Origin of the sequence: Mesorhizobium hawassense (assembly GCF_003289945.1) — a bacterium.
Lineage (GTDB): Bacteria > Pseudomonadota > Alphaproteobacteria > Rhizobiales > Rhizobiaceae > Mesorhizobium > Mesorhizobium hawassense.
Genome location: NZ_QMBP01000004.1, coordinates 432,983 through 455,760, shown reverse-complemented (window position 1 = coordinate 455,760; position 22,778 = coordinate 432,983). Strand labels below are relative to the sequence as shown.

The following is a 22,778-nucleotide window of genomic DNA, read 5'->3' as shown; positions in this document are numbered from 1 at the left end:
TTTGTGACGCCTCCGCGCTCGCTTTCAGTCTTCCAGAGCAATCGCTTCCAGCTACATCGACATTTCCGGTTCAAGCGCGCGCTCCTTCGCCGCCTCTGGAATCTCGGTCATGGTCGCTTCCGTGAGCAGGAGAACGCTGGCGACGGAGACGGCGTTTTCCAGGGCGATGCGCACGACCTTGGTCGGATCGATGATGCCGGCCTCGACTAGGTCGACATATTCCTTGCGGCCGGCATCGAAGCCGAAATTTCCCTTGCCTTCCATCATCCTGGCGATGACCACGCCGCCGTCGACGGCGGAATTCTCGGCGATCTGGCGCACGGGCACTTCGAGCGCGCGCTTGAGGATCTGGATGCCGGTGCGCTCGTCGCCTTCGCAACGCGCTTCTTCCTCGGTGACCGCTCCAATGCAGCGCAGCAACGCCAGCCCGCCACCGGGCACGATGCCCTCCGCGACAGCCGCCTTGGTGGCGCTGATAGCGTCGTCGAGCGCTTCCTTCTTGGACTTCATCTCGGCCTCGGTCGGTGCGCCCACCTTGATGACGGCGACGCCGCCCGCGAGCTTGGCGAGCCGCTCCTGCAGCTTCTCCCGGTCATAGTCGCTCGTCGTATCGCCGATCTCGCGGCGGATCTGCTCGACGCGTCCCTTGATGGCCTTCTGGTCGCCGCTGCCGCCGATGATCGTGGTGTTGTCCTTATCGACGACCACCCGCTTCGCGCGCCCAAGCTGGGCCATTGCAGCGTTCTCGAGCTTGAGGCCCAGGTCTTCCGAAATCACCTGCCCGCCCGTCAGGATGGCAATGTCCTGCAGCATGGCCTTGCGACGGTCGCCGAAGCCGGGTGCTTTCACGGCGCAGTTCTTGAACGTGCCGCGGATCTGGTTGACGATGAGCGTGGCCAGAGCCTCGCCCTCGACATCCTCGGCGATCACCAGCAAGGGCGAGCCTGACTTGGCCACGGCCTCGAGCAGCTTGATGAGGTCGTTGAGCGTAGAGATCTTCTTCTCGACGATAAGCACGAGCGCGTCCTCGAGCACCGCTTCCATCTTTTCGGTGTCGGTCGCGAAGTAGGGGGAAAGGAAACCTCGGTCGAACTGCATGCCTTCAACCACGTCGAGGACGGTTTCGGTGGTCTTGGATTCCTCGACCGTGATCACACCTTCGCCGCCGACCTTTTCCATCGCCTGACCAATCAGTTCGCCGATGAGAGGATCGTTGTGGGCGGAGATCGTCGCCACCTGTTCCTTTTCGCGCCTCGTCGAGACCGGCCGCGATATCTGCTTGAGCGTCTCGATAGCGCGCTTAGCTGCACGATCGAGTCCGCGCTTGATGTCGATTGCGCTGGCGCCGGCGACGACGTTGCGCACGCCGTCGGCGAACATCGCATGGGCGAGGATGGTCGACGTGCTCGTACCGTCGCCGACCATGTCGCCGGTCTTCTCGGCAGCCTGTCTCAGCATGCGCGAGCCAAGGTTCTCTTCCGGATCCTTCAGGTCGAATTCCTTGGCGATCGTCACCCCATCGTTGCAGACGATCGGGGCGCCCCATTTCCTCTCGATCAGAACGGACTTCGATCGCGGACCGAGCGTTACCCGTACGGCATCGGCAAGCTGGGTCGCGCCGCGAAGGATCTTTTCGCGCGCCGCTGAGCGGAACAATACCTGTTTGTGAGCCATGGTGGTCTCCGGGGCTATCAGACCGATTCACATAGCTCTGCTTTCGCCGACCGGCTTTGATGCGCATCAATTGCGCCATGGCGACACATCCGCCGTGTTGACCGCGATCAATGTCGAAAAGGTCCTTGGCTGCTCTGCTGCCGTCAGCTCACATCAGGAGGTGGTCATGCGGACGAACGAAACACCGCACTACGATGCCAGCGTCAACACGACCGGTTGCTGCCCCAAATTCAACCCGGGTGGCTGGGACGATCAGGAATTGCACTTCACCGATAAGCCATTCGTGAGGGCGACAACCCACAGCGTCATGCATGTTCCGGTGAATATGGGCAGCGTCTTTTCGCGCGTCAACGAGCACATCGACGACGCCGGCGCCTCGGCCGAAGGTCAGTTCATCGTCCTGAGCCGTGATCTCTCGCCTTGGACAAGCGAGCATCTTTTCTCGATTTCGAAGGTGGTGCCCGGGGAGGAAATGATCACGCTGACCGGCGACTTCATCACCAAGGTGTTCGAAGGGGCGTTCGAGCAGGTAAAGGGTTGGCATGAGGAGATGCTTGAACTCGCGCGCCAACACAATCCCCAGGCCAGCGACGTGTATTTCTTCTATACCACATGCCCGAAATGCGCCGCGGCCTATGGGAAGAACTACGTCATTGGCGTCGCGGCCGTGGCTTAGCTCCCGCGGGTGTACGCCTTGCGGTGCCAAAGGATTGAGATATCCATTTGCCTCCAGGTCGTTCGGGTCCATCGTCGCTCGTCCCCTGGAGGAGCTTTCGCAATGAGTAGAATTGGCGGTCTGCTGCTGGTCATGCTCATCGCCATTGCGACCACGATCGGTGTGGCTCTCTTGCTTTACAGGAACGAGCTTGGCCGTCTGCGCCACGCCGTCAGCCAAGGCAGTCTGGTCGCCAACCTCGACATCGGCCCGATCGAATATGCCGACAGCGGCGCGGGCATTCCACTGCTGTCGATCCACGGCGCCGGCGGCGGTTTTGACCTGGGACTCATCCTTGCCGCCGATCTTACAGGTGGAGGCTTTCGGGTCATCGCGCCGTCGCGCTTCGGCTATCTGCGCACACCCGTTCCGCAAAACGCCTCGCCAGCCGCGCAGGCCGACGCGCACGCAGCGCTGCTTTCCAGGCTGAACGTCCCCAAAGCGGTGGTTGTCGGCGTTTCGGCCGGCGCTCGTTCGGCGGTCGAGCTGGCACTGCGGCACCCTGACAAGGTTGCCGCCCTCGTTCTGATTGTCCCAGCGCTTTATTCGCCCACCAGCCCCGTCTCGATCAATGTGAGCCTGGGCAACAGGTTCGCCTTCTGGGCCGTCAATGTCGGCGGCGATTTCGCGTGGTGGGCCGCCGAGACCGTCGCGCCGTCGATACTCATTCGCTTTCTCGGCGTCCGGCCGGCGCTGGTAGCGGTCGCGCCTGAGGCCGAGAGGGAGCGCGTCATGAGCTTCGTCAGGAGCATCGAGCCGTTGTCGCTGCGGTTCCCCGGAATCGAGATCGACAGCGTCCCCCAGTTGCATGAACTGCCGTTGAAGGAAATCACTGCGCCGACAATGATCATCTCCGCGCGCGACGACCTGTTCAACACGCTGCCGGCGGCCGAATTCGCAGCCGATAGGATTCCCGGTGCAAAGCTGGTCGTCTACGATACCGGTGGACATCTTTTGGTTGGACACGCGCAGCAGGTTCGCAACGCAGTCCGCGTGTTCTTGGAGGGAGCGGGCGTGATTCCGTGATCCGATAGGCCGGACGGCGACGCGGGTTGCTCAGCATCGGCGCGTCAGGAACCGGACACCGTGCCTTCCTCCTCCGTGCTCCCATTACGTCCAAGAGACGGCATCAGCCAACGCACCAGGCCAAGGCCAAGGAGCGCCAGCGCCGTGAAGCCCGCGCCCGCCAGGAAGGTCATTCGCGGCCCGAACAAATCCCAGAGCGCGCCCGCCAGCAGGCTGGCGGCCAGCAGCGCCAACCCGCCCGACAGATTGAACATACCGAAGGCGGTGCCTCTCAGTTCCGGCGGGGCGGTATCGGCGACGAGCGTTGCCAGAAGCCCTTGCGTTAGCCCCATATGCAGGCCCCAAAGAGCCACGCCGAGCGCTACGCCGGTCAGATTTCCGGGAAACGCCAACACGATGTCCGCGGCAATGAGGATCAGGAAGCCGAGAATGAGCATCGTCAGACGATTGACGCGATCCGAAAGCACGCCGGCTGGATAGGCTGCGAGCGAGTAGATCACGTTCATGACCACGAGCACCAATGGGACGAGCACGACCGGCAAGCCCATGCCCTGCGCGCGCAGTATGAGAAACGCTTCGCTGAACCTGGCCAATGCGAACACGGTAGCGACGCAGACGACCAGCCAGAAGCGCGATCCCAGCTGGCTGAGCTCAGACAGGCTCAGAGGAGCACGCACTTCGCGCAGGCCGGCGGGCCGAGCCGGCTCACGGACGGCCGCGACCAACAGCACGACCGCCAGGAGGCCGGGAACGACCGCGGCCCAGAACACGGTCCGAAACTGATTGGCGGTCAGCCACATGAGACCGATCGCCAGGAGCGGCCCGATAAACGCGCCAACCGTGTCGAGCGCCTGCCGAAGCCCGAAGCTTGCGCCGCGCGCATGCGCGGGAGCGATGTCTGCGATCAGGGCATCGCGCGGAGCGCCGCGAATGCCCTTGCCGACGCGGTCGACAAAGCGAGCCGCCACAAGCCAGCCGATCGAGGAAGCCAGCGGAAATACCGGCTTGGTGAAAGCGGCGAGGCCGTAACCGATGACCGCTAGCAGCTTGCGTTTTCCCAGCCAATCCGACAGCGCGCCCGAAAAGACCTTGGTGATGGCGGCCGTCGCCTCGGCAATGCCTTCGATGGTGCCGACCGTCACCATCGATGCTCCCATGACGGTGACGAGATAGATCGGCAGCAAGGCGTGGATCATCTCCGACGAGACGTCCATCAGCAGCGAGACGAAGCCCAGCGCCCAGATCCCCGCAGGGATGGTCCCGAGGCGGACGGAGGTGTTTTCCTTGAACTGTTCCATGCCCCTTCGCCCTGTCGGCAACGAGTCAAGCTCAGCGTAGCGAACCGGCCGTGGCGCCGCTATGCGAGCACGCCGCGAGCGCGGTTGATCTCGCGCAAAGTGGAACCCGACCAACGGCGTAGAATATTGTTCATTCAAGATGGAGCAAGCCAATGCAGAAGGCTTTGATGAAGTCCGTCGCGGCCGCAAGCGCTGTTCTGGCCCTTGTGCCCAGCGCGGCGCGGGCGCAGGCGCCGTCCGACATCGGAAGGTACGATTGGGGGCCCCACATGATGTGGGGTGGAGGTTGGTATGCCATGATTTTCGGTCCGCTGTTCATGATCCTCTTCCTCGCGATGCTGGTGGCAGTCGCGGTTATTGTCGTCCGCGGGCTGGGCGGACCGTGGTCGGGGCTAGTGTCGCCGCATCACCCGGTCGCGAGCCGAGCACCGCTTGATATTCTTCGCGAGCGATTTGCGCGCGGCGAGATCGATAAGGAAGAATTCGAGGAAAGGCGCCGCGTGCTCGGCGAATAAGTGGCGTTGGCGCCCCGGCTGCGAGGATGAGTTCCGAACGAAGCTAGGGTTCGAACCAGGTGCCCTGGCGCCGCTTGACGATCTCCACCGCGTCCTCGAGCCGGCCGATCGCCGAAGGGTTGCCCGTCGCCTGGACGAACTCGATCGCCGCGTTGATCTTGGGTCCCATGGAGCCGGCGGGGAAATCCTTCCCCGAAAGCTCCGTTGCTCCGACATTGCGCAGAGCGCGGGCATCCGGCGTGCCGAAGCCGGCATAGACTGCATCGACATCCGTCAGCATGAGCAGCATGTCGGCTTTCAGCTGGCGCGCCAGCAGCGAACTGGCCAGGTCCTTGTCGATGACAGCTTCGACGCCGACCATGCCGCCATCTTCGCGCGTGACGACGGGAACGCCGCCACCACCCGTGCAGATGACGATGACATCATGGTCGACGAGAAAGGAAATGACGGATGCTTCCAGAATCTCGGTCGGACGAGGCGAGGGCACGACCCGGCGCCATTTGTCGCCGTCGGGCGCTATCGACCAGCCGCGCTCCGCTGCAAGCCGTCTCGCTGACGGTTCGTCATAGACTGGCCCGATCGGCTTTGTCGGATGCGAAAAAGCGGCATCGTTCGGATCGACCTTCACCTGCGTCAGCAGTGTAGCGTACAGTCGCTGAGAGGCGAGGTTGGCGAGTTCCTGCTCGATCATGTAGCCGATCATGCCGGCGCTCTCGGCGCCCAGAACGTCGAGCGGGAAAGCCCCATCCGGTGAGGCAGCCGACTGGAGCGCAAGCAGGCCGACCTGCGGGCCATTGCCATGCGTGATCACGAGCGAATGGCCTTCTTCAATCAGCGCGGCCAGGGCGGATGCGGCGCGCTTGACGTTGTTGCGCTGGTTTTCGGCGGTCATGGGTTCGCCACGCCGCAGCAGTGCGTTCCCGCCCAGCGCAGCCACGATCAGCATGTCAGTTGCCGATCGTTGCGACGAGCAGCGCCTTGATCGTGTGCATGCGGTTCTCCGCCTGGTCGAAGACGATCGAGGCGCCGGACTCGAACACCTCGTCGGTCACCTCCATGCAGTCGATACCGAATTCACGCGCGATATAGGCGCCGACTTCGGTATCGGTGTCGTGGAACGCCGGCAGGCAGTGCATGAATTTCACATGCGGATTGCCGCTGGCCGCCATCATATCTTTTGTCACCCGATATGGCGTCAGGAGGCGGATGCGCTCCGGCCATCCGGACTTGTCCTCGCCCATGGACATCCAGACATCGGTATAGATGAAGTCAGCATCCTGGACGCAGCCCTTCATGTCTTCGTCGAGTCGGAAGCGGCCCCCGCTGCGCTCCGCGACACCCTTGACATGATTGCAGAATTCCTGGTCTGGCCAGAGCTCCTTCGGTGATGCGATGCGCATGTCCATGCCGACCTTGGCGGCTCCTAATGCCAGCGACTGAGCGACATTGTCGCGTCCCTCGCCGACGAATGCGACGGTCATATCCGATAGATGCTTGTGCGTGAATTCGCGCATCGTCATGAAATCGGCGAGGATCTGCGTCGGATGCGCTTCATCCGTCAGGCCGTTGTAGACAGGCACCCCGGCATGCGTTGCCAGCATTTCGGCCTGATGCTGCGCAAAGCCGCGATACTCGATCGCGTCATACATACGCCCGAGCACGCGGGCGGTGTCCTTCATGGATTCCTTGTGTCCGATATGGCTGCCGGACGGACCGAAATAGGTGACGTGAGCGCCCTGATCATAGGCGGCGACTTCAAATCCCGTCCGCGTGCGCGTGGAGTCCTTTTCGAAGATGAGGGCGATGTTCTTGCGAACCAGGCGGGGTATCTCATGCCCGGCCTGCTTGGCGGCCTTCAGATCGGCGGCCAGCTTCAGGAGGAAGCGGATTTCCTCGGCGGAAAGGTCATCCAGCGAGAGCACCGAACGGCCATGCAGGTTGATCGACATTGGGTGTCCTTTCAAATGGGATCGCGGGCGATGGGGCAGGTCATGCAATGGCCGCCGCCGCGGCCGCGGCTGAGTTCGGCGCCCTCGACAGTGATCACCTCGATACCGGCGCGGCGCAGGAGCGTGTTCGTGTAGACGTTACGATCGTAGCCGATGACGACACCGGGCTCGACCGCGACGACATTGTTGCCGTCATCCCACTGCTCACGCTCGGCCTCGTAGCGGTCGCCGCCGGTGGCGATGATCCGCAGCGATTTCAGTCCGAGAGCCTCAGCAACGACCTTTGTGAAGGGGGCGTTCTCTTCCCTGACCTCGACCGCGGCGTCACCGTCTCCGGGTCGGATCGAGAAGGTGCGCAATCTTTCGACCACCGGTGGATACATGGTCGCGAGGTCGCGGTCGCAGAAAGTGAAGACGGTGTCGAGATGCATGAAGGAGCGATCACGAGGCATAAGTGCCGCGATCACGCGCGTGGCCTCGCCGGCGGCAAAAAGGCCGCGGGCAAGATCACCGACCGCCTGCGGCGTGGTGCGCTCGCCCATGCCCACGAGAACGACACCGCCGCCAACCGGCATGACGTCGCCGCCTTCCAGGCTGATACCCGTCCCGACCTGGGGTGATACGAAGGGAATGCCGCCGTCACGAAAATGCGGGTGGAAGCGGTAGACCGCCTCGACGTTAGCAGCTTCGGGCCGCCTCGCGGGCCAATACATCGGGTTGACAGACACCGAGCGATAGATCCAGCAGGAACTGTCGCGCGTGAACAGCTGGTTGGGCAGCGGCGGCAGGACGAAGTCCTGCGCGGCAAGGGTCCTTCCGGTCAGCCCCTTGGGCTCGAACGGCAGCTCGGCGCGAGCGATGCCGCCGACCAGACAGGTTGCCAGCAGGCCGGCCGACATTTCGTTCAGCCAGCCGCGCATCTCGTCGACCATGTCGAGGCCAACGACCCCGGCATGCACCCGGCGATCGAGAAGCCAGTCTCGGGCCTTGCCGATGCCCATGGTTTCCGTGAGCAATTCACCGAACGAATGGACGATCACGCCGCGCTCGCGTAGGGCGTCGACGAAGACGTCATGCTCCTGGCGCGCCCGCTTTACCCACAGCACGTCGTCGAACAACAGCGACTTGCAGTTGTCCGGGGTCAGCCTGCGCAGGCTGAGATCCGGCCTGTGGACCATCACTTCGCGCAGGCGACCGACTTCCGAATGTACCCCGAGATTTGTCATGGGATGGCTCTCAAAGCGCGCTGACGGCGCCGGTCCACATCTCGTAGACGGCAAGGATTGCGACGGCGACCAGCGCGACCGCGATGATTGCTTCCACCGGGTGGAAGACGCGCTGACTGCCCTCGCGACGGGCCCAGACGTAGAAGATGATGCCCGGGGCATAGAGGATCGCGCACATGAACAGGTACGCAGGTCCCGCCGCATAGACGAGCCACAACCCGTAGATCGTTGCCAGCACACCTGCGAGGAGCGGTCCTGTGCGTCGCTCGCCGCTTTGGTAGCTTTCGCCGGTCAATGCCAACTTCGCGGCGAAGGCGCCGGAGAAAATGTAGGGCACGAGGATGGCGGCCGAGGCGATGTAGAAGAGCGCCTGGTAGGTGCTTTGCGCGAAGAGCGTGATGACAAGGAAGGCTTGGACGAGCAGGTTGGTGATGAGCAGCGACGTCGAAGGAACGCCGCGCTCGCTTTCTCGGCCAAAGAACTTCGGCATGGTCCCGTCCTTGCCGGCGACATGCGGAATCTCGGCGGCAAGCAGCGTCCAGCTCAGGAACGCGCCGACGACCGAGACGACGAGCGCGAGATTGATGAGCACGGCTCCCCAGGGCCCGACAACCGCTTCCAGCACACCTGCCATCGACGGGTTCTTCAATGCGGCGAGTTCAGGTTGGCTGAGGATGCCGAGCGAAAGCAGTGAAACCAATGCGTAGAGCGCGAGGCACGTGAAGAAGCCGAGCACCGTCGCGCTCGCTATGTCCTTGCGGCGCTCCGCCCGTGCAGAGAACACGCTGGCGCCTTCGATGCCAATGAAGACCCAGAGCGTCACCAGCATCGTGCTCTTGACCTGAGCCGCGATGGTGCCGAGTGAGGCATTGCCGAGACCCGCGAAATCGAGCGACCAGACGTTGAGCTTGAAGGCGACGGCGACGACGCCGACGAAGAGGACGACGGGAGCAATCTTGGCCACGGTCACGACGGTGTTGACGATCGCGGCCTGGCGAATGCCGGCACGGATCAGGAAGTGGATGGCCCACAGCAGGATCGATGCGCCGATCACCGCCTGCCAGGTGTTCCCGTCCCCGAAGGCAGGAAAGAAATAGGACAGCGCGCTGAACACTATTACCGCGTAGGAGACGTTGCCGACCCAAGCGCTGATCCAATAGCCCCAGGCACTATTGAACCCGACGAACGGACCGAAGCCGGCCTTGGCATAGGCATAGGGGCCGGCGTCGAGCTCGGGCCGGCGCACCGCCAGCGACTGGTAGACGAACACAAGGGCAAGCATGCCGACCGCGGTGATGACCCACCCGATCAGGATCGCGAGCGGACCCGCGCCAGCCGCCATGTTCTGCGGCAGGCTGAAGACGCCTGATCCCACCATCGAGCCGATCACCAGCGCTGTCAGGGAACCCAGCCGGAGCTTCGTCGAAGCCGTGGTCACGGCTTCACGGATTGGGATGTTGATTTCCGTCGTGGACATGATGCTCTCCCGAATTTGAACTGGGAGGAGTCCAGCAGGAAAGAAGGCCGCCGGCCTTGATGCCGGTCAAATCCGATCCCTTGCGACAGCGGCCGAAAATCAGGCCGCCACGATGCTAGAAGAAGCGCGCGACGCCATAGCCCGCAGCCGTGGCGGTGAACGTCATGCCGGCAAGGGGCAGCCAGAATTTCGCCGGCCCTGCGACAATCGCCAGGGACAGGCGCCCGATTGCGTTGGCCATCAGCGCCGTCAGGACCGCATGGCCCACCACTTCGATCGGGATCGACTGCTTGGCCAGTCGTATGGCGCTGAGCACGGAGGCATCGACATCGAATGCGCCCGCAATAGCGGAACTCGCCAGCAGGCCTTGCTCCTTGAATTGGAGGGCCAACGCGGCGCTTGCCGTCGAGGCGATTCCAAACAGCAACGCAAACATCAGCAGGGGAACCAGTTCGAATGGATTACGCGCCGCGCCGGGGCTATCGGTCTTCTCGTCGCGAAATGCCAAGGCGAACGTTCCGCAGGCACAAAACGCCAACGCAGCAGCAAGCGCGGGTGCGGCGATGGATACGGCTACACTCGGCAGGAGCACCGCAGTGACGAAGCAAACACGCAAGATCGAAACCATCGCTGCCAGCGCCGCGGCACCCGCGAAAGAGATGGGATTTTTTGCTGCATTGGCCGTGCGAGCCAATGATAGAGTAACGGCAGTGGACGAAACGACGGCGCCAGCAAGCGCGCTGACAAGCAAGCCGCGCGTATTGCCCAAGGCACGAACCACGACATAGCCGGCGAACGAAATCGAGGCCATCAGCACTGTCAGAAGCCAGATTTCCCATGGGTTGAAACCGCCCCAGGGGTCCAGCGTACGATTTGGCAGCAGGGGCAGGATTACGGCCGTCATCACCGCCAGGACCAATGCGGAGCGCAGCTCGATCCAGGTCAGACGCTTCAAGAGCCCATGCAGGATTTCGCGACTTGCAAGGAGTGCCGCCAGTGCCGCGCCGCCAGCGGCCGCGACGCGAAAATCACCGGCCACGCAGAGTGCGCCAAGGGCAAACACAGCCAGCCCCGCAATGACGGTCGTAACGCTGAAATCCTCATCATGAGCGGCTTCGCGGGCCTTGAACCATGCGAAGATGCCAGCGAAAGCAAGGAAGCCGGCGACCAACACCGACATCGCGTTGACTGCTTCGGCCAATGCCGCGACCACGCCGCCAAGAAGCCCGGCGATACCGAATGTCCGAATGCCTGCTGTTCGGCTCCGGTCGGGCGCGTCGCGCTCTCTCCAACCGCGCTCCAGTCCAACGAGCAAGCCTATAGCCAAGCCGACGCCAAGTTGGACGATGAGCCAATCCATGAACAGGCCTCAACCCGGCTGCATTTGCAGCCCGCCCCTTCCACTGGGGGCTGGCTTGCCACAGCTACCGCTCGGGCTGGCAACTGTCGGGTTAGCTCTCCGACGCCTCGCGGCCCGAAACCTCCACGATGAAGATGCTGAAGAACACATGGGGAAGATGCTCCGCGTCTGAGGAGGCGATCGGCTTGAGTGCGCCTGGCTCCCACCAGTCGGCGTGCTTGCTGAGCAACGACCATGCGTGTTCGAGCTGCGCCTTGTGCCCGATCCGATCGGGATATTCCTCATAACGCCCGCTGACGACGACGCTTTTCCAACCTTGGGCACTGCCGTGTCGGTCGACCTGAACCGATACAAGCGGATTGATGCGCATCCAGTCGATTTTCTTCCCCAGCATTGAAAATGCATAAAGGCGATTGTCTGCATAGGTATAATAGATTGGCACGACATAGGGCTGTCCATCCTTCGCGCAGCCCAGGCGGCCGACGCGATTGGCTGTCAGCAGTTTCGTGCATTCGAGCGCGGAAAGGGTACGGATTTGCATCGCCGAAATTCCTATGTGCCGGCTTCACGCGATTTATCGGCGGTGCGGGCACCCGAGCGTCTTCTTTCCTCGGCATTGCGGCGGTTTGGGCGAGCCAAGGCTAGCACGTCGAGAACCTCGCTGTCGGAAAGCTGCGGGAAGGTGCCATAGTAATAGCTGAGCGCACGAAAACGGGCAGGCTGAACGAGGCAGATCGTCAGATCCGCTTCCTGCGCAAGTTCATCGACGACCTCAGGAGGCGCCACGGGCAAAGCGACAATGATCTTTCGCGGCGAACGGCGCTTCAACGCGCGAATGGCGACCTTCATCGTCGTTCCCGTCGCTGCCCCATCGTCGACGATGACAACGGTTTTGCCGGCGACTGACAATGGTAGGTCTTTCCCACGATAAGCGGCTCGGCGCCGCTCCAATTCGGGGCGTTCCTGAGCGATCAGAACACGAAGGGCGCTGTCATCGAGAGCGTAGGCTTCCACGATCTCCCGGTTGAGAACGACATCCGGTGGGTCGCCGTCCACGATAGCGGCCACTGCCAGTTCCGGATTTCCCGGTGCTCCCACTTTTCGAACGATCGCCAGATCCAGCGGCGCCTTGAGGGCCTTCGCCACCTCGGCAGCGACGGGAACGCCACCACGTGGCAGGGCAAGGACGATCGGATCTTTCAGCTGAATCAGCTCCAGCGATGCTCCGAGCTTTTGTCCCGCCTCTTGGCGATCACGAAACATCGGTCATCCCTCCGGCCAGAGTTCGCGGAGCGACTTCTTCATGGAATTGCGGACCTGGACGATCTCGCCGTGGGAAATGTGGCGGTCGAGGAGCTTGAACACCGCGCTGATTGCTTTGTCGACATCGATCTCCGGCTCGTAGCCGAAGTTTTTCCTGACGCAGATCACGAAGTCGCGCTTCTTGCGCTCGCATACCAGTTGGCTTGCGTTCCACCCTTCGAAGTAGATGCCTCTGATCAGCGTTGGCAACTGAGCCGACAGGTCGGCCATTTCCTCGGGCGAGAGCCAATCGCGCAAGGCATGGAGGACCGACTTCAACAGCCGAAACGCGCTCTGCTCATTCCAGTCCAAATCTTTTGCGAGTTCGTTCACCCATTGCTGCGCCTGCTCGGCGGAGTGGGTAATGGAGGAGTGCGAAACTGAATGGGTCATCTTGGTTATCCTTCAATTCGCTTTCACTTGGGCCGAACCGGCCCATTGCGCCGGATCAAGTTTCACGCCCGGGATTCAGCCGCCCGCGTTGTTCACGATGAGTGGGATGATCCGATCGGTTTTCACGATAGCGGGCTGGCCGGCGGCGCCATAGGGGATGCCCAGCGCATCCCAGGTCTCGACCAGCGCGTCCTGCAATTCGGCGATCAGCGCGTCCGAGTGGAAGGGCGTCGGCGTGATGCGCAGCCGCTCGGTGCCGCGCGGCACGGTCGGATAGTTGATCGGCTGGATGTAGATGCCGTGCACGCCGAGCAGGCGGTCGCTGGCCATCTTGCAAAGCTCGGGGTCGCCGACCAAGACCGGCACGATATGGGTGGCCGATTCCATAACCGGCAGCCCGGCCGCGGCAAGCACCTGCTTGGTGCGGGCGGCCTGGCTCTGCTGCGCGTCACGCTCGGCCTGCGAGCGCTTCAGATGCCGGATCGAGGTGGTGGCGGCGGCCGCGATCGCCGGCGGCAGCGCGGTGGTGAAGATGAAGCCCGGCGCATAGGAGCGCACCGCGTCGATGACGGCGCTGGTGCCGGTGATGTAGCCGCCCAGCGTGCCGAAGGCCTTGGCGAGGGTGCCTTCGATGATGTCGATGCGGTCGGCAAGGCCCTCGCGTTCGGTGATGCCGCCGCCGCGCGGGCCGTACATGCCGACGGCATGGACCTCGTCGATATAGGTCATGGCGTTGTAGCGCTCGGCGAGCTCGACGATCTGCCTGATCGGCGCGATGTCGCCGTCCATCGAATAGACGCTTTCGAAGACGATCAGCTTGGCGCGCTCGCGTCCGGCCGCCTGCAAGAGGCTTTCCAGATGCGCGACGTCGTTGTGGCGGAAGATCTTCTTTTCGGCGCCCGAGCGGCGCACGCCCTCGATCATCGAGGCATGGTTCAGCTCGTCCGAGATGATCAGGCAGTTGGGCAGAAGCCGGGCAATGGTCGAGATCGAGGCTTCGTTGGAGACGAAGCCGGAAGTGAAGACGAGTGCTGCTTCCTTGTCGTGCAGGTCGGCGAGCTCATGCTCGAGCTCGACCAGCGGGTTGGACGTGCCGGAAATGTTGCGGGTGCCGCCGGCGCCCGAACCCATCCTGCCGGCGGCGCTCTGGAAGGCAGCAATCACATCCGGGTTCTGGCCCATGCCGAGATAGTCGTTGGAGCACCAGACGGTGATTTCCTGGGCGCGGCCGTTGGAACGCCAGATGGCGCGCGGGAACTTGCCCACGATGCGCTCGAGGTCGGCGAAAACGCGGTAGCGACGCTCGGCGTGGAGCTGGTCGATCGCATCCTCGAAGAACCGCTGGTAGTTCATGTCCGAAGTTTCCTGTCCTGGCCGCGGGGAGGTTCTTCGATTGCTTTTGCCTTCAAAGCGCGGCTCTCACATTGAGCTAGGTCAAATTCTTGAACAAGTCTTGCCTGGCGCCTGAGTCTGAGAGCGCGGTAGAATGTGAACGAACTGGGGTAGGATGGCGGCCATGTCCATTGTAACATCAGAGCGTTTCGTCGGCATTTGAGGGAAGTGTCGTGGACCGGTTCATTGCACGGGCCAACATCGCCCATTTCGAAGATTTGCTCGCCCGGGAGAATGACCCGGAGAAGCGGCGGGTCATTGAAGGCTTGCTTGCGCGAGAGAAGCACAAGCTTGAAATCGCGGAACAGCAGGCAGACACGGAAAGGGAGAATGCTCCCTCCAAGCCGGACGATCAGCCCGGGTAAGTCGACTACAACCAGGCTGGAAAAGCAGTGCCAGTACACCTGCCGGGGCACTGGCACTTGTAGGCGCCATCAGGCGGCTTTCACGCTGATCTTCTTCTCGGCCTTCTGCGCCTCCGCCGTCTTGGGCATCTTCACAGTCAGCACGCCCTTGGCGAAGCTGGCGTCGATCTTGTTGGCATCGACCCCATCAGGCAATTGGAACGACCGCTGGAAAGAACCGTAGCGGCGCTCCGAGAGGTAATAGTCCTTGTCTTTCTCCTCTTTCTCCTCGTTCTTCTCGCCCTTGATCGTAAGGACGTTGTTGGCGAGCTTGATATCGACGTTCTTCTCGTCGATGCCCGGCAGTTCGGCGGTGATCTCGAACCCGTCGGGCTTTTCAACGAGGTCGATTGCCGGCGCTACCGGCCAGCCGGCACTGCGCAACGCAGGCAGTTCGCGCCCGAAAAGCGAACGAGAAGACGGCAGCCGGAAATCGAAGGGATGGAAGTCATCGAAAAGCCGGTCGACCTCGCGACGCAAGCTCTCGAACGGCGTCGTCCAATTATCCGATCTTGGCGAGGCAGGCGTGGCTTTTTCGGTTTTCACAGGCAGTTTGGTGGCGGCTTCAGCCATGGTTCTCTCCATAAGATTGAACAGTTTGATAGGCAGGTGCCGCTGCCTCTGCTCTTCCCACCAGGATTGCCACAAGGTGTTAGAGCCGAGGCCAGCGGACCCGCTCGGCAGGCGTCCTGCCAGCTGGTCCACCACTTCGCGATTCTCCGCGTTTGGCGCGGATCGTCGCGCCCGCATGGCCCATCCTGACTGACCTGTCGAGGCCCGCATCCAAGCACCGCTACGAGTTGCGATCTTTGATCCGAGTCAAACAACCGAGGAAGAGTCGAATTTGGCCAAACGGAGATGATCCTGCGCGGCATACGAAACGATCTGGATTTGACGGCAGTCAAGGCGACGCGCTTCGGCGATCGCTAGTTGGCTACTTATCAACGGAGCTACGACCATGGATTTCAAGGGCAAAACGGCGATCGCCACCGGGGCTGGATCGGGAATCGGCGCGGCCATTGCCCTTGAGCTGGCCACCCGTGGAACGCATGTCGTCGTCGCGGATACCGACCATTCCTCAGCGGTGGATACCGCTGGGCGGATCGCGTCTAAGCTCGGGAGCATGTCGTCCATACTGGGTTCGGTCGGAAGGCCGAACGCTTGCGCCTTTGTGGCGAGCAAACACGCGCTTTTATCAAATCAGGCGGGCTTCCTAACCGGCAGCTATCACCTGATCGACGGTGGGAGCACGGCAAGATGATCAATCAAAGGCCCAGTGGACCGCGAAGCCGGAGCGCGACAGAAAGTGGCGCCGGTCGAGAAATGATCAAAATCAAAGCGTCGAACAATTCCTTGCATCAAGATGATCCGATGTGGAATCCCATCGCGAGCGCGCCATTTGGCCCAAGCCTTCAACTGGCTGTCTTTGATCAAGACGGTGTGCACGTGCTCGTATTTCCTTGCAGGAAAGAGTCGATGGGTTGGAAAAATGCCGCGACCGGGGCACGTGTCGAAGTCCATCCCACCCACTGGCGCCCATGGGATCCCGAGAAAGGCGATTGGGATCCGGTGCGGAATTCCCACTAAGTCTTGGGGTCGGCTATCAAAGCCATGCGCACCAGATGCGACAGGCTGCCGGCACCCATCTTGCTCATAACGTTCGCGCGATGGATTTCAACGGTGCGCGGACTGATGCCGAGATCATAGGCGATCGTCTTGTTGGGCAATCCGGAGACAAGTCCGTTGAGCACCTGACGCTCGCGATCGGAGAGCTTGGAAAGATTCGCGCGGATCTCAGCTGATTGCGGATGCGTAGCGACGGCGTGATTGCTATTGTCCACGGCCGATCGGATCGCCTCGATCAGCACCTCGTCGTCGAACGGTTTCTCGATGAAGTCGGCAGCCCCCTCCTTCATCGCCTGGACAGCGAGGGCGACATCGGCGTGCCCCGTCATGACTATAACCGGAACGGTATGGCCGCGTGCCCTCAATTGCCGAAGGAACTCTATGCCGTCAATGCCGGGCATGCGCACGTCGGTGACGATGCAACCCGCGATCTCCTTCGGTTCCGTTGCCAGGAATGCGCTCGCGGATTCATGAAGGCGTACGGCAAAGTCGGCTGTCGCGAGGAGAAAACCCAGCGACTTGCGCACATCGATATCGTCGTCGACCACATGCACGATATCACTGACCACGGGTAACCTCTTCCTTATCGACGGCGCGCAAGGTGAACCGAAACGCGGTGCCTCCGCCGGGCACTGCCTCAGCCCAGATATGGCCACCATGCGACTCCACGATAGTGCGACAAATGGACAGGCCCACGCCCATGCCCTGTTTCTTTGTGGTGACGAAAGGCTGGAAAAGCTGGGCTGATACCTCCGGCGCCAGGCCCGGCCCGGTGTCGATCACGCCGACTTCCGCCATGCCATCGTGCCGGACAGCAGTGATGATCCGCAACTCGCGGCGTGGCGCCCCCTGCATGGCCTCCACCGCGTTTCTCATCAGGTTCAGCAGCACCTGTTCGATCTGGATGCGGTCCGTCAAGACAAGCTCGGCCGCCGGATCGAGCTCGTAGGTGACACGCACGTCCGCTTCCCTGGCGCCCACCAACGCAAGCGAGGAGGCGTCTTCGATCAGAGACGGCAGGCGTTCGACCTGACGCTCACTTTCACCACGCGCGACGAAATCCCTGAGGCGACGAATGACGTCGCCGGCGCGCAGGGCCTGCTCCGCTGCTTTTTCGACCGCATCCCGCAACAGAGCGGCGTGCTGATCATTACTTCTTTCCAAGAGACGCCGGCTTCCCTTGAGGTAATTCGTGATCGCCGTCAGCGGCTGGTTTATTTCATGCGCCAATGTCGAGGCCATCTCTCCGAGCGCCGTGAAGCGCGCCATATGCAGCAGTTCCTGCTGCTGTTCCTGCATCCTGGCCTCCGTCTTGTGGCGTTCTGTCAGGTCGCGACAGAAGCCGGTGAAGAAGCGGCCCGTGCCTGGATGCATTTCGCCCACGGCAAGTTCCATCGGGAAGGTCGAACCGTCCTTGCGCATACCCGTCACGGTGCGCCCCAGTCCTATGATGCGACGCTCCCCGGTGGACAGGTATCGTTGCAGATAGGCATCGTGCTCCTCGCGATAAGGCGTCGGCATCAGCAGGTTGACGTTCTGACCGATGACTTCATGGGATTTATAGCCGAACAACGTTTCGGCGGCCGTGCTGAAGGACTGGATCAAGCCCTGTTCATCGATGACGACCATGGCGTCAGGCACCGTCGCCAGGATCGAGCGCAGGTGATCTTCGCGCAACTGGAGGGCGGCGTTGGCGAACGATAGCTCACTGACATCCGTACCTTGAACGAAGATAGCCGTAATGCGGCCGTCCCTGGCGTGGATGGGCTGATAGACGAAGTCGAGGATGCGCTCCTCAGGAGCGCCTGTTTCGGTGTTGCGATAGACGACCTTGACGCTTCTGCCGACATAGGGCTCGCCGGTTTCGTACACCCGGTCGAGCAGCTCGAAAAAGCCCTGACCGGCGAGATCCGGGAGCGCCTCACGCACTGATCTGCCAATGACTTCCCGCCGGCCGATCATTCGCTTGTAAGCCGCATTTGCCAATTCGAATATGTGCCCAGGCTCCTTGAGCAATGTCATGAAGCCCGGTGCCTGCTCGAACATCAGCGCAAGAAGCCCATGCTCCGGTAACTCGTCACGTCCCGGGGGCGGGCCCGACGTGCCAGAGATGGTGTCCGCGGCAGCTGACTCTCCCTTGCTCACATTGCATCCTGCTTCTGAGATGAAGGTATGGGGTTGATGATTTAGCACTCGGGCCCGCATTCGCAAACAGACCATTGATTTGACCGACGTCAAGGTTCTGCCCCGCGCGGGATGGCAATCAGGAAGCCATGCGTCATCCCTGAAGGTGCCCGAATGTCCTACAAAACAATCGTCGTCAATTTGGCCGTCGATGCAGACCCCGCGCCGATGGTGAAACTCGCGGCTGAATTGGCCGAGCGCTTCGACGCTCACCTCATTGGCCTCGCGGCGGCGGACGTTCCGCCCTTGGTGTCGACGGGAGAGGGCCTCGTCTACGAGGGCGAGGTCATGCAAATCCAGCGTACCGAGATCGAGAAGCGTCTTGCCGAAATGTCCGAGATTTTCTGGAGGCTCGTCCCGGCCTCGATTGGTAGCGAATGGTCGCAGCATATTTGCGGGCCGACGCGTGCCTTGGGCCGTGTGGCCCGTTCGGTCGATCTCATCGTGACTGCCGATGGCGGGGAGGACGTCTTCCGCGCCGCTGATATCGCAGGCCTGGTGCTTGGCGCCGGGCGTCCGGTGCTGGTCACCGCAAGCAATACCGAACACGTCCGCGGTCAGACCGTGCTCGTTGCCTGGAAGGACGGCAAGGAAGCGCGAAGGGCTTTGAGCGATTCCTTACCGCTCCTTGCAAAGGCAAACGAGGTGGTGGTTGCCACGATGGAACCCCAGTACGGCGAAGATGTTAGAAACAGCCTCGCCGACGTCGCGGTATTTTTGGAGCAGCACGGCATCATGGCTCGAACCGAGGTCATCGCGGGTGAAGCGGACGGCGAGAGGCTGGTCACGTTTGCGCGCTCGATCCATGCCGACGTTATCGTTTCCGGCGCCTATGGGCACAGCCGATTGAGGGAATGGGTCTTTGGCGGCGTCACGCGCTCGCTGATCGACGACCACGGCATCAATCGCCTGCTGTCGAATTGATGTGGCGGCGATGGCCATCGGTTCGGCACACGAAGCAGACCGGCCGGCAGCCGTGGCAACCGAGCAGCAGTCGATCGGGCGCGGCCGACCTGCCGCCAACGAGCACGCCTACTGGTCGCTTGAGACAGACCAGTTGATCGAGCGGTTGGAGACCTCTTCCTCTGGTCTTTTGAGCGTCGACGCAGCGATTCGACTTGGCAAATTCGGTCGAAATGCGCTGGCGCTTCGCTCAAACGGTTCTGCGTTCACGGTCTTCATCCGTCAATTTCGCAGCCCGTTGGTCCTGATACTCGTATTTGCCGCCGCCATTTCGATTTTCGTCGGCGAGGGTCACGAGGCAGCGATCATCGGCGTGATCGTACTTGCCAGCTGCGTTCTCAGCTTCACCCAGGAATATGGCGCTTCCCGCGCGATGGAGGCGCTGCGGCAGCGCATCTCCCGCAAGGCTACGGTGCTGCGGGACAGCTTCGAACGAAGTGTCGATGTGGAGACTATCGTTCCTGGCGACGTCGTCTGCCTCTCCGCCGGCAATCTCATTCCCATCGATGGTGTGATTCTGGAGTCGCGGGATTTCAATGTCAGCGAATCCGTTCTCACGGGCGAGACGTTTCCTGTCGTGAAGTCCGCCGGCCGGTCGGCGCCCCATGCCGGCATCGCGCAGCGGACCAATGCGGTTTTCACCGGCACGTCGGTTCGCAGCGGAACGGCAAAGGTGCTTGCTGTCGCCACGGGAGCGCAAAGCGAGTTCGCATCGATCGCCGAGGCCCTGGAGCGACGCATCCCGGAGACCGAGTTCGCGCGCGGCATCAGAAAGTTCGGTTACCTGATGACCGAGATCATGCTGGTGATCGTCATCCTCGTGTTCTTTGCCAACGTGATGCTCGAGCGGCCGCTGATAGAGTCGCTGCTGTTTTCGCTTGCGCTGGCGGTTGGCCTGACGCCCGAACTGCTTCCCGCGATCATCAGCGTCACCCTGGCCAGAGGTGCACGGACCATGGCCGCCAGCGGTGTCATCGTGCGCCGTCTCGATGCGATCGAGAACCTCGGCAGTATGGACCTGCTGTGCACTGACAAGACAGGAACGTTGACGGAAGGCGTCATTCACCTCGATGGATCGTTCGACGTCGAGGGCAATGCTTCGAAGGAGGTCCTGCTCTGGGCACGGCTAAATGCGACGCTGCAAACCGGGCTGAAGAATCCTCTGGACCAAGCAATAGCCGACGCGCGGTCCGGACAGGAAGGCCTGTCCGATTTCACCAAGATCGACGAGATCCCCTACGATTTCATACGCAAGCGGTTGTCGGTGGCGGTCCAGCAGGGAGGGCGCCAACAGATCCTGATCACCAAGGGCGCGGTGCAGAATGTCCTCGAGGTCTGTGCTTTCGTGCAAGACCAACACGGCCTGCAGCCCCTCGGATCGACCGAGCGACAGACTATAGACGAAAAGTTCAGGCGTTGGAGCGCGCAAGGCTATCGCGTTCTCGGCCTGGCGATCCGGCGCTTCGAAGATAAGAAAGGCTTCAGCCGAGAGGACGAAACAGCAATGGCGTTCGCCGGCTTCCTGCTCTTCCTCGATCCCCCAAAGGAGGGGGTGCGGAAAACCTTGTCGGCACTCGCCGATCGCGGCATCGGCGTAAAGGTCATTTCCGGCGACAACCGCTATGTCGCCGCTCATCTGGCCGAGGCTGTAGGTCTTCGGTCCGACAGGATCATGACCGGCGAAGACCTCTCGAAGCTGACGAAGAACGGGCTGCTCGCCGGAGTGCGCAAGACGGACCTCTTCGTGGAGATCGATCCGAACCAGAAAGAACGCATTGTCGAGGCGCTGCGTCGCAGCGGCCACGTCGTCGGCTATCTTGGCGATGGCATCAACGACGCGCCGGCGCTCCATGAGGCGGATATCGGCATTTCGGTCGATACCGCTGTCGACGTTGCTCGCGAGGCGGCGGATATCATCCTGCTCAAGCGCGACTTGGGCGTGCTGGTGCACGGGGTCGACGACGGCCGCAAGACGTTCGCAAACACGATGAAGTATATTTCCATCACGACCAGCGCCAATTTCGGCAACATGATCAGTATGGCCGCCGCTTCGCTTTACCTGCCGTTTCTGCCGCTGCTGGCCAAACAGATCCTGCTGAACAACTTCCTTTCCGACATCCCGGCCCTCGCGATCGCGGGCGACAATGTCGATGCCGATCAGGTGCGCAAACCGCGGCACTGGGACATCCATTTCGTAAGGCGTTTCATGGTCAGTTTCGGGTTGGTGAGCTCGTTGTTCGACTTCGCGACCTTCGCATTCCTTCTGCTGGTCGTGCGCGCCGCGTCAGCGACTTTTCAGACCGCCTGGTTTGTCGAGTCCGTGCTGACGGAACTCGCTATCGTGCTCGTCGTTCGCACGCAGAGGAGGCTATGGCGCAGCCGTCCCAGCCGTTTGCTTGTGGCACTCGCCTTAAGCATTGGCGTCGTTACCATCGCTATCCCCTTCGCTCCCTTCGCGGGTTGGTTCGGGTTCGTCCCGCTTTCGGTACCGGTGCTGGCCGGGCTGCTGGCCATCACGACGCTGTATATCGTTGTGTCGGAAGTCACCAAGACCTGGCTTTTTGAGCATGGCAGCCGGGGCAGGCGGTCACGAAAGGCGACAAGGCCCCATGCGGATCGCGCCACAAGCAAATCAGTCCGCTTCAACGGATGAAGCGGAGGGGGGATCGGTCGGTCTGGCCCAGGCCAGGAGAAGCTGCTTGTCGGTCGAGGCATCCTCCGCTTGCCGATTGCAACGGTCCACATGGCCAAGCGTGGGCCATCACGGTGGATGCACCATGACAGCCCAAGGGAGAACGCTCCGGTGTCAGCCCCCCACGGCAGCCTTGGCGACGTTGACTCCAAGGTCGTAGACGAGCTGGCCGCCATAGTAGCCAGTTACCGTGACCAGCGCTGCGCCGGCTATTTCGATGGCGGGAACGGCGAGAGCCAGCGTCCTCAGTTCGCGATTTCGTATCCACAGCGCGAGCCGGATGACGCCCCAGCCCAGAAAGGTGACGGCGCTGATCGTGCCCAAGCTCTCGTGCATCTCCGCTATTTCGCTGCTGAAACCGGTAGCCTCGGCGTAATCGAGGGCCATGCCGCCGAAGAGCCAGGTGACGATGGCGAACAATCCCGCGGCGACGGCGACGAAGGTGGAAATCGTTCCTACGCCCGATCGCATTGTCACGGCATTGCTGCCGGCAAGCGCCGCGAGATCGATGATCACGAGTGTGTAGATGAGCACAATAGGGAAATGCACTAGAATTGGATGGACATGCTGAATCGCAGGCAT

The 22,778-nt window shown here is 61.9% G+C and carries 23 protein-coding genes; 8 read left to right on the top strand and 15 right to left on the bottom strand.

Going from position 1 to position 22,778, the window contains the following annotated elements; all coding sequences use genetic code 11:
- Window positions 1–51: 51 nt before the first annotated feature.
- The gene (groL, locus tag DPM33_RS12250; protein ID WP_112097670.1) at window positions 52–1,674 is read right to left on the bottom strand and encodes a chaperonin GroEL; all 1,623 of its coding nucleotides are present in this window, start codon (window positions 1,672–1,674) and stop codon (window positions 52–54) included.
- Between the two features lie 97 nt (window positions 1,675–1,771).
- Between groL and DPM33_RS12245 the strand changes: the two genes are divergently transcribed.
- Window positions 1,772–2,350 carry a hydrolase gene (locus DPM33_RS12245; RefSeq protein ID WP_245442093.1) on the top strand — a complete coding sequence of 193 codons (579 nt, stop codon included), beginning with the start codon at window positions 1,772–1,774 and terminating at the stop codon, window positions 2,348–2,350.
- A 102-nt stretch (window positions 2,351–2,452) separates the two neighbouring features.
- On the top strand, window positions 2,453–3,415 hold the full coding sequence (locus tag DPM33_RS12240; RefSeq protein ID WP_112097669.1) for an alpha/beta fold hydrolase: 963 nt from the start codon (window positions 2,453–2,455) through the stop codon (window positions 3,413–3,415).
- Window positions 3,416–3,459: 44 nt separating this feature from the next.
- Here DPM33_RS12240 and DPM33_RS12235 read toward each other — a convergent pair whose 3' ends face one another.
- Complete coding sequence (locus tag DPM33_RS12235) at window positions 3,460–4,713, bottom strand: MFS transporter (RefSeq protein ID WP_112097668.1); 1,254 nt, start codon at window positions 4,711–4,713, stop codon at window positions 3,460–3,462.
- 152 nt (window positions 4,714–4,865) lie between these two features.
- On the opposite strand from DPM33_RS12235, the gene DPM33_RS12230 reads away from it, so the two are divergent.
- A complete protein-coding gene (locus tag DPM33_RS12230) occupies window positions 4,866–5,228 on the top strand; it encodes an SHOCT domain-containing protein (protein WP_208648385.1) in 363 nt (120 codons plus the stop codon).
- A 43-nt stretch (window positions 5,229–5,271) separates the two neighbouring features.
- On the opposite strand, the gene arcC is transcribed toward DPM33_RS12230, so the two are convergent.
- The 9 genes from arcC to hemA all read right to left on the bottom strand — a co-directional run bounded on the left by arcC (window position 5,272) and on the right by hemA (window position 14,288).
- Complete coding sequence (arcC, locus tag DPM33_RS12225; protein WP_112097667.1) at window positions 5,272–6,174, bottom strand: carbamate kinase; 903 nt, start codon at window positions 6,172–6,174, stop codon at window positions 5,272–5,274.
- Between the two features lies 1 nt (window position 6,175).
- Entirely contained in the window at window positions 6,176–7,177 is a 1,002-nt protein-coding gene (gene argF, locus DPM33_RS12220) for an ornithine carbamoyltransferase (protein WP_112097666.1), read from the bottom strand.
- An 11-nt stretch (window positions 7,178–7,188) separates the two neighbouring features.
- The gene (locus DPM33_RS12215; protein WP_112097665.1) at window positions 7,189–8,403 is read right to left on the bottom strand and encodes an arginine deiminase; all 1,215 of its coding nucleotides are present in this window, start codon (window positions 8,401–8,403) and stop codon (window positions 7,189–7,191) included.
- Window positions 8,404–8,413: 10 nt separating this feature from the next.
- Window positions 8,414–9,880, bottom strand: coding sequence for an arginine-ornithine antiporter (gene arcD, locus DPM33_RS12210; protein WP_112097664.1), 1,467 nt, complete (start codon window positions 9,878–9,880; stop codon window positions 8,414–8,416).
- A 115-nt stretch (window positions 9,881–9,995) separates the two neighbouring features.
- On the bottom strand, window positions 9,996–11,240 hold the full coding sequence (locus DPM33_RS12205; RefSeq protein ID WP_112097663.1) for an MgtC/SapB family protein: 1,245 nt from the start codon (window positions 11,238–11,240) through the stop codon (window positions 9,996–9,998).
- Between the two features lie 91 nt (window positions 11,241–11,331).
- Window positions 11,332–11,781 (bottom strand): pyridoxamine 5'-phosphate oxidase family protein, encoded by a 450-nt coding sequence (locus tag DPM33_RS12200; protein ID WP_112097662.1) that lies wholly within the window; start codon window positions 11,779–11,781, stop codon window positions 11,332–11,334.
- Window positions 11,782–11,792: 11 nt separating this feature from the next.
- Complete coding sequence (locus tag DPM33_RS12195) at window positions 11,793–12,503, bottom strand: phosphoribosyltransferase (RefSeq protein ID WP_112097661.1); 711 nt, start codon at window positions 12,501–12,503, stop codon at window positions 11,793–11,795.
- 3 nt (window positions 12,504–12,506) lie between these two features.
- The gene (locus DPM33_RS12190) at window positions 12,507–12,935 is read right to left on the bottom strand and encodes a DUF2267 domain-containing protein (RefSeq protein ID WP_112097660.1); all 429 of its coding nucleotides are present in this window, start codon (window positions 12,933–12,935) and stop codon (window positions 12,507–12,509) included.
- Between the two features lie 75 nt (window positions 12,936–13,010).
- Window positions 13,011–14,288: a 5-aminolevulinate synthase gene (hemA, locus tag DPM33_RS12185; RefSeq protein WP_112097659.1), complete on the bottom strand. Its 1,278-nt coding sequence runs from the start codon at window positions 14,286–14,288 to the stop codon at window positions 13,011–13,013.
- Between the two features lie 212 nt (window positions 14,289–14,500).
- Here hemA and DPM33_RS12180 point away from each other — a divergent pair, with 212 nt between their 5' ends.
- Window positions 14,501–14,692, top strand: coding sequence for a hypothetical protein (locus DPM33_RS12180; protein WP_112097658.1), 192 nt, complete (start codon window positions 14,501–14,503; stop codon window positions 14,690–14,692).
- 69 nt (window positions 14,693–14,761) lie between these two features.
- Here the strand turns inward: DPM33_RS12180 and DPM33_RS12175 are convergent, their stop codons facing one another.
- Entirely contained in the window at window positions 14,762–15,304 is a 543-nt protein-coding gene (locus DPM33_RS12175) for an Hsp20/alpha crystallin family protein (RefSeq protein WP_112097657.1), read from the bottom strand.
- A 385-nt stretch (window positions 15,305–15,689) separates the two neighbouring features.
- On the opposite strand from DPM33_RS12175, the gene DPM33_RS12170 reads away from it, so the two are divergent.
- Complete coding sequence (locus DPM33_RS12170) at window positions 15,690–15,992, top strand: SDR family NAD(P)-dependent oxidoreductase (RefSeq protein WP_112097656.1); 303 nt, start codon at window positions 15,690–15,692, stop codon at window positions 15,990–15,992.
- A 62-nt stretch (window positions 15,993–16,054) separates the two neighbouring features.
- Window positions 16,055–16,318 (top strand): hypothetical protein, encoded by a 264-nt coding sequence (locus DPM33_RS12165; RefSeq protein WP_342634333.1) that lies wholly within the window; start codon window positions 16,055–16,057, stop codon window positions 16,316–16,318.
- Here DPM33_RS12165 and fixJ read toward each other — a convergent pair.
- Together fixJ and DPM33_RS12155 are read right to left on the bottom strand one after the other, a co-directional pair.
- Window positions 16,315–16,926: a response regulator FixJ gene (fixJ, locus tag DPM33_RS12160; protein ID WP_245442092.1), complete on the bottom strand. Its 612-nt coding sequence runs from the start codon at window positions 16,924–16,926 to the stop codon at window positions 16,315–16,317. The two genes, DPM33_RS12165 and fixJ, sit on opposite strands and share 4 nt — an antisense overlap.
- The gene (locus tag DPM33_RS12155; protein ID WP_112097654.1) at window positions 16,916–18,403 is read right to left on the bottom strand and encodes a PAS domain-containing sensor histidine kinase; all 1,488 of its coding nucleotides are present in this window, start codon (window positions 18,401–18,403) and stop codon (window positions 16,916–16,918) included. The genes fixJ and DPM33_RS12155 overlap by 11 nt, the downstream gene beginning before the upstream one ends.
- 252 nt (window positions 18,404–18,655) lie before the next feature.
- Here DPM33_RS12155 and DPM33_RS12150 point away from each other — a divergent pair, with 252 nt between their 5' ends.
- The gene (locus tag DPM33_RS12150; RefSeq protein ID WP_112097653.1) at window positions 18,656–19,465 is read left to right on the top strand and encodes a universal stress protein; all 810 of its coding nucleotides are present in this window, start codon (window positions 18,656–18,658) and stop codon (window positions 19,463–19,465) included.
- A 10-nt stretch (window positions 19,466–19,475) separates the two neighbouring features.
- Window positions 19,476–22,157, top strand: a complete 2,682-nt coding sequence (gene mgtA, locus DPM33_RS12145) for a magnesium-translocating P-type ATPase (protein ID WP_112097726.1) — start codon at window positions 19,476–19,478, stop codon at window positions 22,155–22,157.
- Window positions 22,158–22,310: 153 nt separating this feature from the next.
- Here mgtA and DPM33_RS12140 read toward each other — a convergent pair whose 3' ends face one another.
- Window positions 22,311–22,778, bottom strand: coding sequence for a DUF2231 domain-containing protein (locus DPM33_RS12140; RefSeq protein ID WP_112097652.1), 468 nt, complete (start codon window positions 22,776–22,778; stop codon window positions 22,311–22,313).